This is a genomic window from Methanoregula formicica SMSP, assembly GCF_000327485.1.
Taxonomy (GTDB): Archaea; Halobacteriota; Methanomicrobia; order Methanomicrobiales; family Methanospirillaceae; genus Methanoregula; species Methanoregula formicica.
The window spans coordinates 965,347-977,893 of sequence record NC_019943.1 but is presented as its reverse complement, the minus strand read 5'-3'; the positions used below and the strand labels follow the sequence as shown (position 1 = coordinate 977,893).

At 57.4% G+C, this 12,547-nt stretch carries 16 protein-coding genes; 8 read left to right on the top strand and 8 right to left on the bottom strand.

The window, feature by feature from the left end; genetic code table 11:
• Window positions 1-876, top strand: coding sequence for an ADP-ribosylglycohydrolase family protein (locus METFOR_RS04955; protein WP_015285010.1), 876 nt, complete (start codon window positions 1-3; stop codon window positions 874-876).
• A 196-nt stretch (window positions 877-1,072) separates the two neighbouring features.
• On the opposite strand, the gene METFOR_RS04950 is transcribed toward METFOR_RS04955, so the two are convergent.
• Complete coding sequence (locus METFOR_RS04950) at window positions 1,073-1,519, bottom strand: UPF0179 family protein (protein ID WP_015285009.1); 447 nt, start codon at window positions 1,517-1,519, stop codon at window positions 1,073-1,075.
• A 10-nt stretch (window positions 1,520-1,529) separates the two neighbouring features.
• On the bottom strand, window positions 1,530-2,609 hold the full coding sequence (locus METFOR_RS04945; protein ID WP_048110819.1) for an NAD(P)-dependent glycerol-1-phosphate dehydrogenase: 1,080 nt from the start codon (window positions 2,607-2,609) through the stop codon (window positions 1,530-1,532).
• Window positions 2,610-2,620: 11 nt separating this feature from the next.
• Here METFOR_RS04945 and METFOR_RS04940 point away from each other — a divergent pair, with 11 nt between their 5' ends.
• The 3 genes from METFOR_RS04940 to proS are packed head-to-tail and all read left to right on the top strand — an operon-like array spanning window position 2,621 to window position 5,494.
• On the top strand, window positions 2,621-3,487 hold the full coding sequence (locus METFOR_RS04940; protein ID WP_015285007.1) for a DUF63 family protein: 867 nt from the start codon (window positions 2,621-2,623) through the stop codon (window positions 3,485-3,487).
• The gene (locus METFOR_RS04935; protein ID WP_015285006.1) at window positions 3,480-4,046 is read left to right on the top strand and encodes a stage II sporulation protein M; all 567 of its coding nucleotides are present in this window, start codon (window positions 3,480-3,482) and stop codon (window positions 4,044-4,046) included. The genes METFOR_RS04940 and METFOR_RS04935 overlap by 8 nt, the downstream gene beginning before the upstream one ends.
• Before the next feature lie 11 nt (window positions 4,047-4,057).
• A complete protein-coding gene (gene proS, locus METFOR_RS04930; RefSeq protein ID WP_015285005.1) occupies window positions 4,058-5,494 on the top strand; it encodes a proline--tRNA ligase in 1,437 nt (478 codons plus the stop codon).
• A 69-nt stretch (window positions 5,495-5,563) separates the two neighbouring features.
• Here proS and METFOR_RS04925 read toward each other — a convergent pair whose 3' ends face one another.
• Window positions 5,564-6,388: an ion transporter gene (locus METFOR_RS04925; RefSeq protein ID WP_015285004.1), complete on the bottom strand. Its 825-nt coding sequence runs from the start codon at window positions 6,386-6,388 to the stop codon at window positions 5,564-5,566.
• 76 nt (window positions 6,389-6,464) lie between these two features.
• A complete protein-coding gene (locus METFOR_RS04920) occupies window positions 6,465-7,007 on the bottom strand; it encodes a hypothetical protein (protein WP_015285003.1) in 543 nt (180 codons plus the stop codon).
• A 218-nt stretch (window positions 7,008-7,225) separates the two neighbouring features.
• Here METFOR_RS04920 and METFOR_RS04915 point away from each other — a divergent pair, with 218 nt between their 5' ends.
• The 3 genes from METFOR_RS04915 to METFOR_RS04905 all read left to right on the top strand — a co-directional run bounded on the left by METFOR_RS04915 (window position 7,226) and on the right by METFOR_RS04905 (window position 9,497).
• The gene (locus METFOR_RS04915) at window positions 7,226-7,501 is read left to right on the top strand and encodes an acylphosphatase (RefSeq protein ID WP_015285002.1); all 276 of its coding nucleotides are present in this window, start codon (window positions 7,226-7,228) and stop codon (window positions 7,499-7,501) included.
• A 233-nt stretch (window positions 7,502-7,734) separates the two neighbouring features.
• Window positions 7,735-8,013: a hypothetical protein gene (locus METFOR_RS04910; protein WP_015285001.1), complete on the top strand. Its 279-nt coding sequence runs from the start codon at window positions 7,735-7,737 to the stop codon at window positions 8,011-8,013.
• 122 nt (window positions 8,014-8,135) lie between these two features.
• The gene (locus METFOR_RS04905; RefSeq protein ID WP_015285000.1) at window positions 8,136-9,497 is read left to right on the top strand and encodes a YcdB/YcdC domain-containing protein; all 1,362 of its coding nucleotides are present in this window, start codon (window positions 8,136-8,138) and stop codon (window positions 9,495-9,497) included.
• A 19-nt stretch (window positions 9,498-9,516) separates the two neighbouring features.
• Here METFOR_RS04905 and METFOR_RS04900 read toward each other — a convergent pair whose 3' ends face one another.
• The 4 genes from METFOR_RS04900 to tsaA all read right to left on the bottom strand — a co-directional run bounded on the left by METFOR_RS04900 (window position 9,517) and on the right by tsaA (window position 11,880).
• Window positions 9,517-9,972 (bottom strand): hypothetical protein, encoded by a 456-nt coding sequence (locus METFOR_RS04900; protein WP_015284999.1) that lies wholly within the window; start codon window positions 9,970-9,972, stop codon window positions 9,517-9,519.
• Window positions 9,973-10,141: 169 nt separating this feature from the next.
• Window positions 10,142-10,450: a hypothetical protein gene (locus METFOR_RS04895; protein WP_015284998.1), complete on the bottom strand. Its 309-nt coding sequence runs from the start codon at window positions 10,448-10,450 to the stop codon at window positions 10,142-10,144.
• A 3-nt stretch (window positions 10,451-10,453) separates the two neighbouring features.
• Entirely contained in the window at window positions 10,454-11,356 is a 903-nt protein-coding gene (locus METFOR_RS04890; RefSeq protein WP_015284997.1) for an Mrp/NBP35 family ATP-binding protein, read from the bottom strand.
• A 92-nt stretch (window positions 11,357-11,448) separates the two neighbouring features.
• Window positions 11,449-11,880 (bottom strand): tRNA (N6-threonylcarbamoyladenosine(37)-N6)-methyltransferase TrmO, encoded by a 432-nt coding sequence (gene tsaA / locus METFOR_RS04885; protein ID WP_015284996.1) that lies wholly within the window; start codon window positions 11,878-11,880, stop codon window positions 11,449-11,451.
• Between the two features lie 89 nt (window positions 11,881-11,969).
• On the opposite strand from tsaA, the gene METFOR_RS04880 reads away from it, so the two are divergent.
• Window positions 11,970-12,428 (top strand): YbhB/YbcL family Raf kinase inhibitor-like protein, encoded by a 459-nt coding sequence (locus METFOR_RS04880; RefSeq protein ID WP_015284995.1) that lies wholly within the window; start codon window positions 11,970-11,972, stop codon window positions 12,426-12,428.
• Window positions 12,429-12,547 lie beyond the last annotated feature (119 nt).

The following is a 12,547-nucleotide window of genomic DNA, read 5'->3' as shown; positions in this document are numbered from 1 at the left end:
ATGCGGCACGCGGGATCGCTCGTTGGGCTCGCTGTTGGCGACGCGTTGGGTGCGCCCTTGGAAGGATCTCGAAGATCTGAAGTCTGGCTTACGCAAATGCGGCCCGGAGGGCGCCATTTCCGGAACCGTGGAGAAGTCACGGATGACACGCTACAGGCTGGTGCAGTTGCTGAATCGCTCGCTTTTTGCGGGCGCTTTGATGAAGACGACCTGATAAAAAAATTATCGAGGGGATATATACAACGCCCGGAATGGTTTGGTCCGACATCCTCCCGGTTTTTCGATCTGGTCCTTTCCGGCACCCCGCCGCACCGCGCCGCACGGATCGTCCATACCCAGAACCATGGCAGCCGGTCCAATGGCAGCGTGATGCGGGGCTTCCCCCTTGGTATCTTCTTCCCCCCGTCAGAAGTCATCTCAATGAGCATCCGCTGCTCCGCCATAACGCATCACGATCCGGTGGGAGGGTACTGTTCGGCGTTCCTGAACCTGATGGTGAGCGAGATGGTGCGGGGGGTTCCACGGAGGACCGCATTCCGGCACGCCCGTTCGCTTTGTATATATCCTGAGGTGCACGCAATCCTGGGCAGTTATGATCAGTATGATCCGGATCCTTCCTTGGATTGCGTACTCTGCTCGCAGGCAGCCCTCCGCTGTTTCATGGATGCCCGGTCGTTTGAACAGGCTGCTCTCTCCGCGATCAACCTTGGCGGCGATGCGGATACGGTCGGCGCCTGCACCGGTGCCCTTGCCGGTGCGTACTGGGGACTTAAAGCTATTCCGGCACGATGGCGGGGGGAACTGGAAGGATACGAAGGACTTGTCAGGCTGGCAGAGCGGATCTGGGTGGGCAGAGTGGATAATTACATGCGATAAGTGACATTCGCAAATCTGTCGGATCCATGGCAATACCCGAAATGCCGCGGGATTGGCCATAACGGAATTCCCCAGTCGGTTTTCTGCCTGCAGTGGCAGAAAAAGGGGATGAAGGTGCTTGGGGGCGGTGGCTCATCTCATCGTCCGGCAGGATGCGTAGAGGAGTGGTGGATGAAAATGTTCCACAATAGAAGCGTTACGCCGGCTTGATCTCCACAAGCTTCAGCGCCCGGCCTTTCTCGCAGATATCCGGAGCATTGCCCAGGACATCCACCACAATATATTTCTCACCCTCAACGACACCTTCGGGGCGACAAAGATCAAAACTCCGGCAGTCCTGTTTGTTGCAGGAGAATTCCGGTTTGATCTTGGAGTTGATGATCGCCATCTCCGGGCTGATCAGGAGGGTGATGGGGGCTTCCATCACCTCTACCGCGGTTGCACCGTTTAGGTGCACTGTACAGTCATGGTGGGTTGTCCTGACCGTGACAACACGGTACTTCCGGCCTTTCTGCAGGTTGTTGCAGGCCTTCTTCACCTTGCAGGTGCCGCATCCGGGAGCCTCCCCTTCGTAAATAAACTCTGTCCCCGGCTTTGCAAGTACCGTTCCCACGAGGGTCACTTTTGTCTTCGCGTCTGTCACACCGGCCACCTCATTCCTTATACAGCATCAGCACCAGCTTCTCTGCCGACTCGCGGGTCAGCCCCATATCGAATATGGTAAAGCGCTCGGGACGGATATCTTTTGCCATCAGGAGCGCTTCCACCGCCGTTGCATCGTCAATGCCCACGTCTTTTGGGGTGACCGGCGCCCCGATGCTCTTCAGCGATTCACGGATCCCCTTCCAGTCACCCCCGTGGAGGTACATTGAGATGATCGTGCCGATCCCGCAGCTCTCGCCATGGAGTGCCTTTCCCGGGGCGAGGCGTTCAAGGGCATGGGAGAACTTGTGCTCCCCGCCGCTTGCCGGGCGCGATGACCCGGCAATACTCATGGCAACCCCGCTGGACACGAGCGCTTTCGTTACAATCCATGCCGACTCCTCGCTGGATGGTTTGATGAGAGGGGCATTCTTCACAAGGATCTCCGCAGTCATCTTCGAGAGGGCAGCAGCGTACTCGCTTACCTGTTCGCCTTTTACCCGGTGGGCAAGTTCCCAGTCGAGGATGGCCGTGTAATTGGAGATCACGTCCGCACATCCTGCTGCAAGGAGGCGGTGGGGGGCCCGTGCGATGATCGCGGTGTCTGCCACGATGGCAAGGGGGGGATGAGCCTGGAGCGATGAGTGCCCTCCTTCAACGGCTACCGATGCACGGGCAGAAGCAATCCCGTCGTGCGATGCCGCAGTCGGGACTGAGATGAACGGCCGGTCGAGATTGTACGAAACAATCTTCGCCGTGTCAATCACCCGTCCGCCACCAACCCCGATCAGGAAGTCTGCATCTGCAGCAGCCTTCTCTGCCTCTTTAATGACGGGAAGACTGATCTCCTCGGCAAAGAATGGGATGATTGTCCAGCCCCCCGAAAGGATCTCCCGGACACGGTTCCCGGCAAGATCCATCGTGTTCTTTCCGGAGATTAAGAGCGCTTTCTTACCTAGTTTCAAATCTTCGCAGACCGAGGGGAGTTGCTGGAAGACATCATGGCCGATCACAACGTCACGGGGCAGCTGCATCCACCGGGACTTGTCAAAGACCTTCTCTTTGAGTAATTTTATTGCATCTGCGCTCATTGTAATCATGGATGATTAGTGATTTCATCTACAAATACTACATCGATCCCATCAGGCTCGGCCAGCCCTATAATGTTGTCGATACGCTGACCTACGCCCTTATCCTTGTTGTCGGTGTTTACCTGTTGTACCGCTGGTTATCCACTTCCACGTGGCTCTCGGATATCGGGTTTACCATCGACGCCACATTCATTCTCTCGACCATCCCCTATGTCATTCTCGGGGGAGTGATGCGGGTCATCGAAGATACCGGCATGATCACCGGTGACTTCAAGTATCTCCTGATAACCCCGCTCATCTATTTCGTCCTCTTCTTCTTTACCATCGGCATGCTCTTCCTCTCGCGGTACCTCACGCTCCAGGGACTCACGAAGCACTACCTCACGTTCTATTTCTGGGCCGGTGTCTTCTCTGTTGTTGTTGCCTCGCTCATTCTTATTGCCTGGAGCACGACCCACCACGGCATCGACTTCTACGTGCTGGGCGTGATCCCGCTCATGGCCGTTGTGGCAACGGCCCTTGTCTGGGCGTTCATGCGCTATGCCTGCCGGTGGGAGTATGTCAATGACCCGCTGTATATCACCCTGCTTTTCGGTCAGCTCCTCGATGCCAGCGCCACCAGCTTCGGGATCGACCTCCACCCGTCGCTCCAGTACATCGAGCAGCATGTGGTCGGCTCCCATCTCATCGACCTGACCGGCACCGCGTTTGTGATGTATCCCTTGAAACTCATCGTCCTCTTCCCTGCAATCTACATCATGCAGCTCTACCGCAAGGAAGCAAACACGGCATTCTGGCACCTTGTGCTGCTGGCGATGATCGTTGTCGGGTTTGCGCCCGGTGTCCGCGACATGGTCCGGATGGTCCTCTATGTCTAATTCCCCGCTCGCCAATGCCCTGGTAATCACACTCCTCCTCTTTTTTTCCACCATGTGTGTCGGGTGGATCGGATCTGCCCAGAACCCGGCCATAGGAGAACAGCTGATGGATCTCTTTGCCAAGGAGGTCGCAGGAGAGATCACCAAGGATAACCCGGTGGAAATGTGCGCCAAGCTGTTCGGCAACAACCTCGGTGCCTGCATCCTCCTCTTCCTTGGCGGGGCGTCCTTTGGGATCCTCACTATCTTCATCATGAGCTTAAATGGCATCGTCATCGGGGCGATCATGGAGATTGTCCATGAGACCCACTCGCCGCTGTTTGTCGCTGCCGCCCTCATCCCGCACGGCATCTTCGAGATCCCAGCGTTCATCATTGCGGGCGCACTCGGGATACTCCTTGCACAGGGCCTCATCGCCGAATGGTACGGCGAGGGGGACACAGGGAAGGAGGTAGCCCGGTACGGACGGCTCTTTGTGCTCTTCGTCCTCCCGCTTGTTGCCGCAGCCGCATGTGTCGAGGCTTTTATTACGCCGGTTATCATACAATTAGTAGCTTAAGAGGACACGAGATGGACGACGATACAGGCACCCTGCCGCCAAAGCAGGACTTTTCCGGATGGTTCAACGATATTCTCTGGCGGGCCGAGATCATGGATGTCCGCTACCCGGTCAAGGGGCTGTACGTCTGGTACCCGTACGGGTTTGCAATCCGCAAGTTCGTCTATAACCGGCTCCGGGAACTCCTGGATCGTGACCACGAGGAGACGCTCTTCCCGCTGCTCATTCCCGAACAGGAGTTCATGAAAGAGGCTGAGCACATCAAGGGCTTCGAGAATGAAGTCTACTGGGTCACGCACGGGGGAACGACCCCGCTCGATGTCAAACTTGCCCTCCGGCCCACGAGCGAGACTGCCATCTACCCGATGTACGCCCTCTGGCTCCGCTCGCACGCCGATCTCCCGATGAAATACTACCAGATCGTCAATACGTTCCGGTACGAGACCAAACAGACCCGCCCCCTGATCCGGCTCCGCGAGATCACTTCGTTCATGGAGTCTCACACGGTCCATGCCACCTGGGACGAAGCAGAGGCGCAGTGCGAGTACGAGCTTGGCCTCACGAAGGAATTCTACGACGGCCTTTGCATCCCCATCACCATCTCGAAGCGGCCGGACTGGGACAAGTTCCCGGGGGCTGACTACACGATCGCGGTGGACGCCATCATGCCCAATGGCCGCACCCTCCAGATCGGGACCGTCCACCACCTCGGGACACACTTCTCGAAGACCTTCTCCATCAACTACGAGGACAAGAACGGGGAGCAGCAGCTCGCCAACCAGACCTGTTACGGGATATCGGAGCGGTCGATCGCCGCCCTCATCTCCCTGCACGGTGACGACAAGGGGCTCATCCTTCCCCCCGCCGTTGCACCGGTCCAGGCAGTCATTGTCCCGATCACCATTGGAAAACGCCACGAGGATGTCCTCGCTGCGGCAAAGAAGCTGGAATCCGACCTGAAGGCTGCCGGGTTCCGGGTGAAGATGGACACCCGGGACATGCGGCCCGGTGCCAAGTACTACTGGTGGGAACTCCGGGGCGTGCCCCTCCGGCTCGAACTCGGGCCCCGTGATATCGACGGCGGAAAGGTAATGGCCGTGAAGCGGACGGGAGAGAAGTCATCCCTCGAGCTCGCAACAGTCTGCGACGGGGTGACCCGGGTGCTTGCGGAGATTACGGAAGGGATCCGTGCAAAGGCCGAGGAGCACACGAAGTCGCACCTCTGTTCCGTTGACTCGATGGATGCCCTCAATACGGCCCTGAATGACGGAAACGTTGCAGTCGTCCACTGGTGCCGCGAGCGCGAGTGTGGGGACGCCATCGAGGAGAAAGCAAACTCTTCCATCCTCGGGACCGAAGTCAGGTCACCCTATGTTGCCGCAACAGACGGGAAATGCATTGTCTGCGGGAAACCCGGCAAGGCAACGCTTGTCGGGCGGACCTACTAACCATTTTTACGCATCTTTCTTCTCGTTTTACTTTCTTGCAGGGCAATTCTGAACTGCGAATAGGTAACATCAGTTCCCTTTTGGCGGCTGATCATCCAGACGTGCCTCGATCCGGTCCAGCCGGGCTGCCAGTTCTGCATGCTGTCGGTTCTGTTCCCGTATCGCATCACGGATCTCTGTGAGCGCAGTATCTCTCCCTGCATTCTTGTCTCCATCGTCCGGGATCTCCTGAATATCCGGGGTCAGGAGCTTGTTGGCGATGTAACCGGCAAGGGTACCAAAGAGCCCGACGCCCATGGTCATCACCATGATGCCCACCATCCGCCCGGCGTTCGTTACCGGGTAGTGATCCCCGTACCCCACCGTCGTGATAGTCACGTACACCCACCACATTGCTTCGGATGCCGAGTGGATATTGGCATCCGGTGCGGAGCGTTCAGCCATGAGGACAAGAAAAGCCCCGCTCTCAATGACCAGCATGACACAGAAGACAACGATGAAAAGGACGCTCTCTGCCCGGTGCTTTTTCAGTTGCTGCAGAATATTCCGTGCGCCGTACTTCTTCAGGAGCCGGTATGCCTTGAAGATCCGGAAGAGACGGAGGATACGCAGCGCCGGAATGCTTGCGAGCAGGTCTGCCCATCCCCAGTTCCGGAAGAAGTAGTGGGCTTTTGACTCCGCGGTCATGAGACGGAAGATGAAGTCGGAGAGGAAGATGATCGTCAGGAAGAAGTTGATGACTTCCAGGACCCGGACTGCATCCTGGTCCAGGCCCGGAATCCATGAGACAACGAGGTTGACAACAGAGAGGATGGAGACAAGGATGATGAAGATCTCGTAGCCGGGATCTTTCATCTCCTGCATATCGAGGGTTGAACTCTTGCCGGGGTCCATGGATGACGTCACCAGTACAGGTAACGGGAATCCGGCATCAAACCTTAAAAGAGAATGGGTTTTGGTTCCCCGATCGTCACGGCGGGGTGAGGATATTGCCCTGCGCTGCAATCTCGGCAGGAGCAAACCGCCGGATCGTCAGGGGTGTGGCAACAGCAGGGGCCCGGACAACGATGACTACCATCCGTTTGGCAGGAAGGAATGCACGCGGGTTGAGCCGGATCACAAACTGCTCTTTGTCTTCGATCCGGTTGTTCTGGTCTCCAACCGGGTCTACGACGTTCAGGATCCCCCAGCAGCCCTGGGGGGGATTGCCCCAGTAGCCTTCGACCGGGATCAGGGTCTCGGTCTTGATGGTATCAGCATAGATTATTGAGATCTTCTCCATATCGACAGGTCGTGCGCCCGGGACAAGGGCAACCGTGATATCGATGGTATCGATGGTACCCCCGGCCAGGCCGGCCCCGGTCACGTCCCCGACGAGGACCAGTGCCTGGCCCGGAAGGGGAGGCTCCGCTGAGAGCGTTTCCGCAATCGGCGAATGATCTTCCTCAGTGCAGCCGGCAAGAAAAACGGCTGCAATAAGGAGTGTCACGATGATGAAAAACTGGTATCTCAAGGCTAGGTACCTCTGCCTTTGTACTGCGATATAGTGGGGACTGGATCCTATAAAAACATGTTACTCATTATAAAAATACGACAGAAAAATACAGGGAATACCAATGAACTGCAGAGAGGCAGGCGGTCTTGCCATCCAGTATCTTCCGCCGCTCACCCAGTCATCACCGGACACGATATGCCAACATTTATGACTGCCGATCGTCAGAAAAGTAGGATATGGAGCGGATCACCGCCATTGCCAGGGGCCGGGTGCAGGGAGTAGGATACCGGCATTTCGTGGAGACCTGCGCCCGGGCAACCGGCGTGCACGGGTACGTGAAGAACCTCCCGGACGGATCAGTTGAAATGGTTGCCGAGAGTTCCCCTGCGTCGCTTTCGGATTTTATCCGGTATGCACATGCGCGTGACAATCCGGGGATCCATGTGGAGCAGATCGATGTGTCCCCGGGCCCTGCCACCGGGGAGTACCGCGGCTTCCGGGTGGAGTGGTAGTTTCCCAAACTACCACTCCATTGCTCGCCAGGGCTCACTGTGCGGTCACCGGTTTTTTTGGCATTTCCGACCACAAACCTGTTCTCGGTGGCTCAACTACCCTTACCAGGTGTATGATGACCGCTGCCTTCCATTGGGGCCCATGGCGATTTTCTCCCGTTCTCGTGCTCCTTCTCCTCTGCTCTTCCATCGTCCCCGTATGTGCGGGTCCGTCACCGGGGAGTCCGTCCACGATGATTACGCCGGGAATTTATCCGAATATCACCAACCTGTCATTGACCAACGTGGAGGATATGCCGGAATTCACCGTCACACCGACTCCCCTTGATCTCTTCCATGCCGAACTGGACGCGGAGACTCTCCCGGGTCCACGGTACATGGGTTTTGGCCCCAGTGTCATCGGGATCTCCATCGATCCCCGGCTCCTTGCGGTATGCTTCGCCGTTGCCCTCATCGCACTTGTCATCTGGTTTGTCAGTTTCCGGAACAGGCTTGACGAAAAGGAGGACTGAAAAAATCTTCGAACGCCTTCCGTTCTGCGCTGCAGCAGGTAAGTTTCCTGCTTCCTGTACCGGGCAGTCCTGCACCGGTTTTTTTACCTCCTTCCATGTAACACTACTACTAGGAATACACCATGGCAGGTATGGATGAGAACAAGCCCTATCTTCCGGAGCGGTACCGGCAGAAGATCCGCGAGAAGAACCGCAGGCGTGCGGCGGTGAAAATCCTCACCATTACCCTCATTCTTATTGTGATCGCAGTTCTCGTCTTCTCCCTTTCCCAGCTGCAATGGGTCGGCCTTGCCGCGGTACCGTTCTCTCCCCCTTCACAGCCGGCACCCTCGCCAGTTGTGGTCACAACCATGTCCCTGGATTCGCAGATGGGAACCCCGGCACAAAGTACATCCAGGACACCCTTACCGCCAGCGTCCCCTGCCGCAGTCCCGCTTGTCGCAGGATATGCCATAGAACCGGGTGTCACGCAACAGGCGGGCAGCGGTTCCCTCTCTCTTGTGCAGGCAGAAGCCGCCCTGCGCAGGTATTGCCCTGAAGATATGTTCACCATCAGCAGCGTGAACTATTCGGCTGGTTCAGCCAGATCCCTTTTCGGATTCACCCTGCGGACGGCAGGTGGACGGTCCCCGAAAGAGGACCTGGTTGTTTTCATCGAAGCGGCCAGTGGAATGCCCTGGTCCGCAGGGGAAGAGACAGCCGCAATCCCCAAAGAGATGGTTTCTGAAGTCGTCCTTGCGGAGTTCCCGTATGAGGGGGTTTTCACGCCGGGCATCTGGTACGATGACAGCCCGCAGGAGGGCAGTGTCTGGAGGTTCACCCTTGCATCAGGGAACATGACGCTTGTCTCTGGCAGCGTGGATGCAACAACCGGGGAGATCCAGGCGTTTGCCCGGAATATCCCTCTCTACGGAAGACCTGCCGACCCGGCCGTTACACAGGAAACAGCACAGGGGATTGCTGAAAAATACGTTACCGCCCGCACCAGTGGCCTTCCCCTCATCCTTACCTCCTCGCGATATGACCGATGGGGAACGGAGTCGGTGCCTGCGGCAGGTGCGTACACGTTCTCCTGGGAGCGCAGGTATCTCGACTACCCGGTGGATACAGACGGTATCACCGTGGTTGTCGATGCCCTTAACGGCGATATTATCGAGTATGACAAGCGGTGGACAACGGCAGAGTATGCATTCTCCCAGGCGATCGTCCCGACCATTGCACGGCACGACGCCACCTATGCTGCCATGGAGGCAGCAAGAACTGTGTACCCGGAACAGATCGGGAGCGTACGCATCCTCTCGTCTGAACTGCGCTGGAACAACGGGCAGATGAAAGGAACAGTCCCACGCCCGGGATCTGTCCCGCTGGCATGGAAGATCGTCTTTGATGATGAAATACTCCGCACCAACGCATCACTGGTACCGGGGATTGCCTGGATCGACATCCAGACGGGGAACATGACGGCGATCGAGTACCGGCACTAAAAATGAGAGGATGAAGACTTCAGCACCGGTCGCAGATGAACCCGACTTCAAGTGCCGTCTTCTTCATGTCGCCCTGGATCTGCTTCTTCCCGCCGCGGAAGAACCAGCGGTGGCACTTTACGCAGTGTTTAGGAAGGATCCGGTCCCATGGTTTCATCGGGATCTCAAGGGCAAAGCCTGTCCGCGACCATTCCTCCGGGGGTTTTTCGGCATTCTGACTGTAGGTGGTGACCAGTTCCATGACCTGGTGCGGGGGCACCCCGATGTCGACGAACTTCTTGAAGACAAAGTAATTGAAGATGAGCCACGAGAGATCGGAGCGGTCGAGGACCCCCTCGTACTCGCCAAACGACTCCTCGAAGTCCTCGAGCGTGCAGCCGCAGAGAGGGCATTTCCCCCCCACGAGCTCGTCAAGAAAGACCTCTTCCTGGCACCCCGGACAGGTCGTGTGCGGGGACTGCATGCGTGATGTCATGTATACTCCGGGTATCGGATATGATATGGGTATTCAACAGGGCGCCCAAAACGGGCGTTCGGATTATGGAAAGAATGTTACGTAATATTTGGCGGGTCTGGTGATAAGGGTATCACCACGGCATAGTTACTCTGATAAAAACATGGCGGTCGGGATACAAAAAACCCGATCAGTCCGCGAGCGGTTCGGCCGGTTCCATGATAAGCGAGCCAAAGACCACCTTCTCGATGACTTGTGCAACGTACCGGATATGCATGGCCTGTTCGAGATCCTCATTACGGTGGACATCGGCATAGATCTGGAGACGCATGAGCGAGAACCGGAACCGGTCAAGGGTCTCGTCATCAAGGGTCATCGCCTCCCTATAGATGGGCTCCACAAGATCGGGAAACGAACGCGGATTCTCGAGGGCGGTGGCAACTGCCTTGTAGAGGGGAATTGATTTCTCCTTTCCTGCAAGAATCCGCTGGTAGTCCATTACCTATCCCTCGACAACCTTGATGAGTTCTTCCATGACGGCGTCAACGCTCTTCCACGTGGGATTGTCGGCACGGCGGATGATAAACGGGCGGCCCTCGTCCCCGGCTTTCCGCATCTCGATGTCGAGGGGGATTGCACCAAGATACGGCACAGCAAGTTCTTCGGCAATCTTCTTTCCGCCGCCTTTCCCGAAGAGTTCGATCTGCTCGCCGCAGTGGGGGCAGACAAGACCGCTCATATTCTCGACGACACCGATGACGGGGAGCCCAAGCTTCTCAATGAATTTTGCGGACTTGCGTGCATCGAGCGTTGCAACATCCTGAGGCGTGGTGACAATGACAGCACCGCGGACATTGGGAGCAAGCTGGGCAATGGTCAGCGCTTCGTCGCCCGTGCCCGGCGGGAGGTCGACAACGAGATAATCGAGAGGCCCCCAGTTGACATCGGAGAGGAACTGCTGAATGGCCGCCATCTTCATCGGGCCGCGCCAGATGATGGGGGTGCTGGTGTCGGGAAGCAGGAACGCCATCGAGATGACAGAAAGCTTACCGGTAACACGGACCGGCTCGATCTTGTTGTCCATCGTCGTGAGCTTGTGCTCTTCAATCCCGAGCATCTTGGGGATGTTGGGACCGTGCATGTCAAGGTCGAGGAGCCCGACCTTCCTGCCATGGTTCGAAAGCGCGTACGCGAGGTTGACCGAGACGGTCGATTTCCCGACACCGCCCTTGCCGGAGAGGACCATGATGACATGCCTGACGTCCATCTCTGCCTTGGGCGGGAGTCCGGCCTGCCCATTCTTTGCAGACGGGCAGGAAGAGGCCGTAGCGCAGCTTGAGCACTCCTGTTTACATTCCTCGTCCGCCGGTTTTACCGGGGTATTGGGTAATGATTTCTTTGCCATGAATTGACTCCTGGTATCAGTTAGCAATCGTACAGATTGGGCGCACAAGACAATAAAGATGGAAGATCGATGCAGGCCGAAACGACAGGCCCTTAGTCCCTGACACAGTCGAGATCGGGATAGTACGGCTTGAGATCGAGAAGCGGGGTCCCGTCGAATGCATCCAGCCCGCGGACCATGAGCAGGTTGCCCTCGCGCCGGAGAAGGTCCACAACGGCAAACCCGATAGGATTCGGCCGCTCGGGCGAACGGGTGGCAAAGACACCATGCTCAATCCCGGAGCCCGGAGGCGTTGCCTTCAGGAGCGTCCGGTCCGAGCGGTCAAACCAGTACAGGGCGATGAGGTGCATATTCTTCTCAATGTCCTGCAATGCTTCGACATATGCAGGCAGGATTTCAATGATCGATTCGGTGTCGGAGAGTCTTCCCTGCCGTGGAGCATCGCCCCGCTTCCGGTAGGGCGAGCGGATGATCCCGACAGGGTGCAGTTCCAGGTATCCGCCAGTCTGTTGCGTGCCTGCCATGTACTGATGCATCATCTCCCGGTTATTAAAAGCCTGCCGGGAATGCTGCAGGAGAAATGTTCATGCAGGGAATCGGTTCATCATGATATATGGATCCCCTCTCCGTGTCCCTGGACTTCCTGGAATTCCCCCCTTCGCACACATGCGATGGCGGGAACCTCTCGCCCCGGATATACCTGAAGAAGATCTCCCCTGCGGCGGTCTCGGTTGCGGTAATGGTCTTCAATCCCTTCGAGAAGTCCTGTTGCTCGTTTACGCCATGGATATGCTGGAACCTCCCGCCGTCCCCGGTTATCCCGGAAGGCATCCCCCCCGGGGAGATGGTGACCGCACCAGTACCGGCCGTGCAGGGGATCACGGACCATGGTACGATCGGCTATACCGGCCCCTGCCCTGCCCCGGGGACCATGATCCGGTACCTGTTCAGGGTATACATCCTGGACACGATGCTGGATCTCCCTCCCGGCGCGGACAAGCATGCGCTGGTCGCAGCACTGAAAGGACATGTCCTCCAGTACGGGGAAACTGCGGCGGTTGCCTCGCGGTAAAGAGCGACGGGATACGGGAGGAACCATCGGAGCAACCATCCGGTCGCGCGGTTCCGGGGATGGGAGGAATTCAGCACCTGCCCGTTTCGCCATCCTTAACACCTTCCCGCGCAAACGAG

What these genes read in the sequence shown, in the direction of transcription:
- METFOR_RS04955 (WP_015285010.1), top strand. Translation starts at nt 1, where the DNA reads ATGCGGCACGCGGGATCGCTCGTTGGGCTCGCTGTTGGCGACGCGTTG.
- METFOR_RS04945 (WP_048110819.1), bottom strand. Translation starts at nt 2,609, where the DNA reads ATGAGCGCAGATGCAATAAAATTACTCAAAGAGAAGGTCTTTGACAAG.
- METFOR_RS04940 (WP_015285007.1), top strand. Translation starts at nt 2,621, where the DNA reads ATGATTAGTGATTTCATCTACAAATACTACATCGATCCCATCAGGCTC.
- METFOR_RS04935 (WP_015285006.1), top strand. Translation starts at nt 3,480, where the DNA reads ATGTCTAATTCCCCGCTCGCCAATGCCCTGGTAATCACACTCCTCCTC.
- proS (WP_015285005.1), top strand. Translation starts at nt 4,058, where the DNA reads ATGGACGACGATACAGGCACCCTGCCGCCAAAGCAGGACTTTTCCGGA.
- METFOR_RS04925 (WP_015285004.1), bottom strand. Translation starts at nt 6,388, where the DNA reads ATGGACCCCGGCAAGAGTTCAACCCTCGATATGCAGGAGATGAAAGAT.
- METFOR_RS04915 (WP_015285002.1), top strand. Translation starts at nt 7,226, where the DNA reads ATGGAGCGGATCACCGCCATTGCCAGGGGCCGGGTGCAGGGAGTAGGA.
- METFOR_RS04910 (WP_015285001.1), top strand. Translation starts at nt 7,735, where the DNA reads ATGATTACGCCGGGAATTTATCCGAATATCACCAACCTGTCATTGACC.
- METFOR_RS04905 (WP_015285000.1), top strand. Translation starts at nt 8,136, where the DNA reads ATGGCAGGTATGGATGAGAACAAGCCCTATCTTCCGGAGCGGTACCGG.
- METFOR_RS04900 (WP_015284999.1), bottom strand. Translation starts at nt 9,972, where the DNA reads ATGACATCACGCATGCAGTCCCCGCACACGACCTGTCCGGGGTGCCAG.
- METFOR_RS04895 (WP_015284998.1), bottom strand. Translation starts at nt 10,450, where the DNA reads ATGGACTACCAGCGGATTCTTGCAGGAAAGGAGAAATCAATTCCCCTC.
- METFOR_RS04890 (WP_015284997.1), bottom strand. Translation starts at nt 11,356, where the DNA reads ATGGCAAAGAAATCATTACCCAATACCCCGGTAAAACCGGCGGACGAG.
- tsaA (WP_015284996.1), bottom strand. Translation starts at nt 11,880, where the DNA reads ATGGCAGGCACGCAACAGACTGGCGGATACCTGGAACTGCACCCTGTC.
- METFOR_RS04880 (WP_015284995.1), top strand. Translation starts at nt 11,970, where the DNA reads ATGGATCCCCTCTCCGTGTCCCTGGACTTCCTGGAATTCCCCCCTTCG.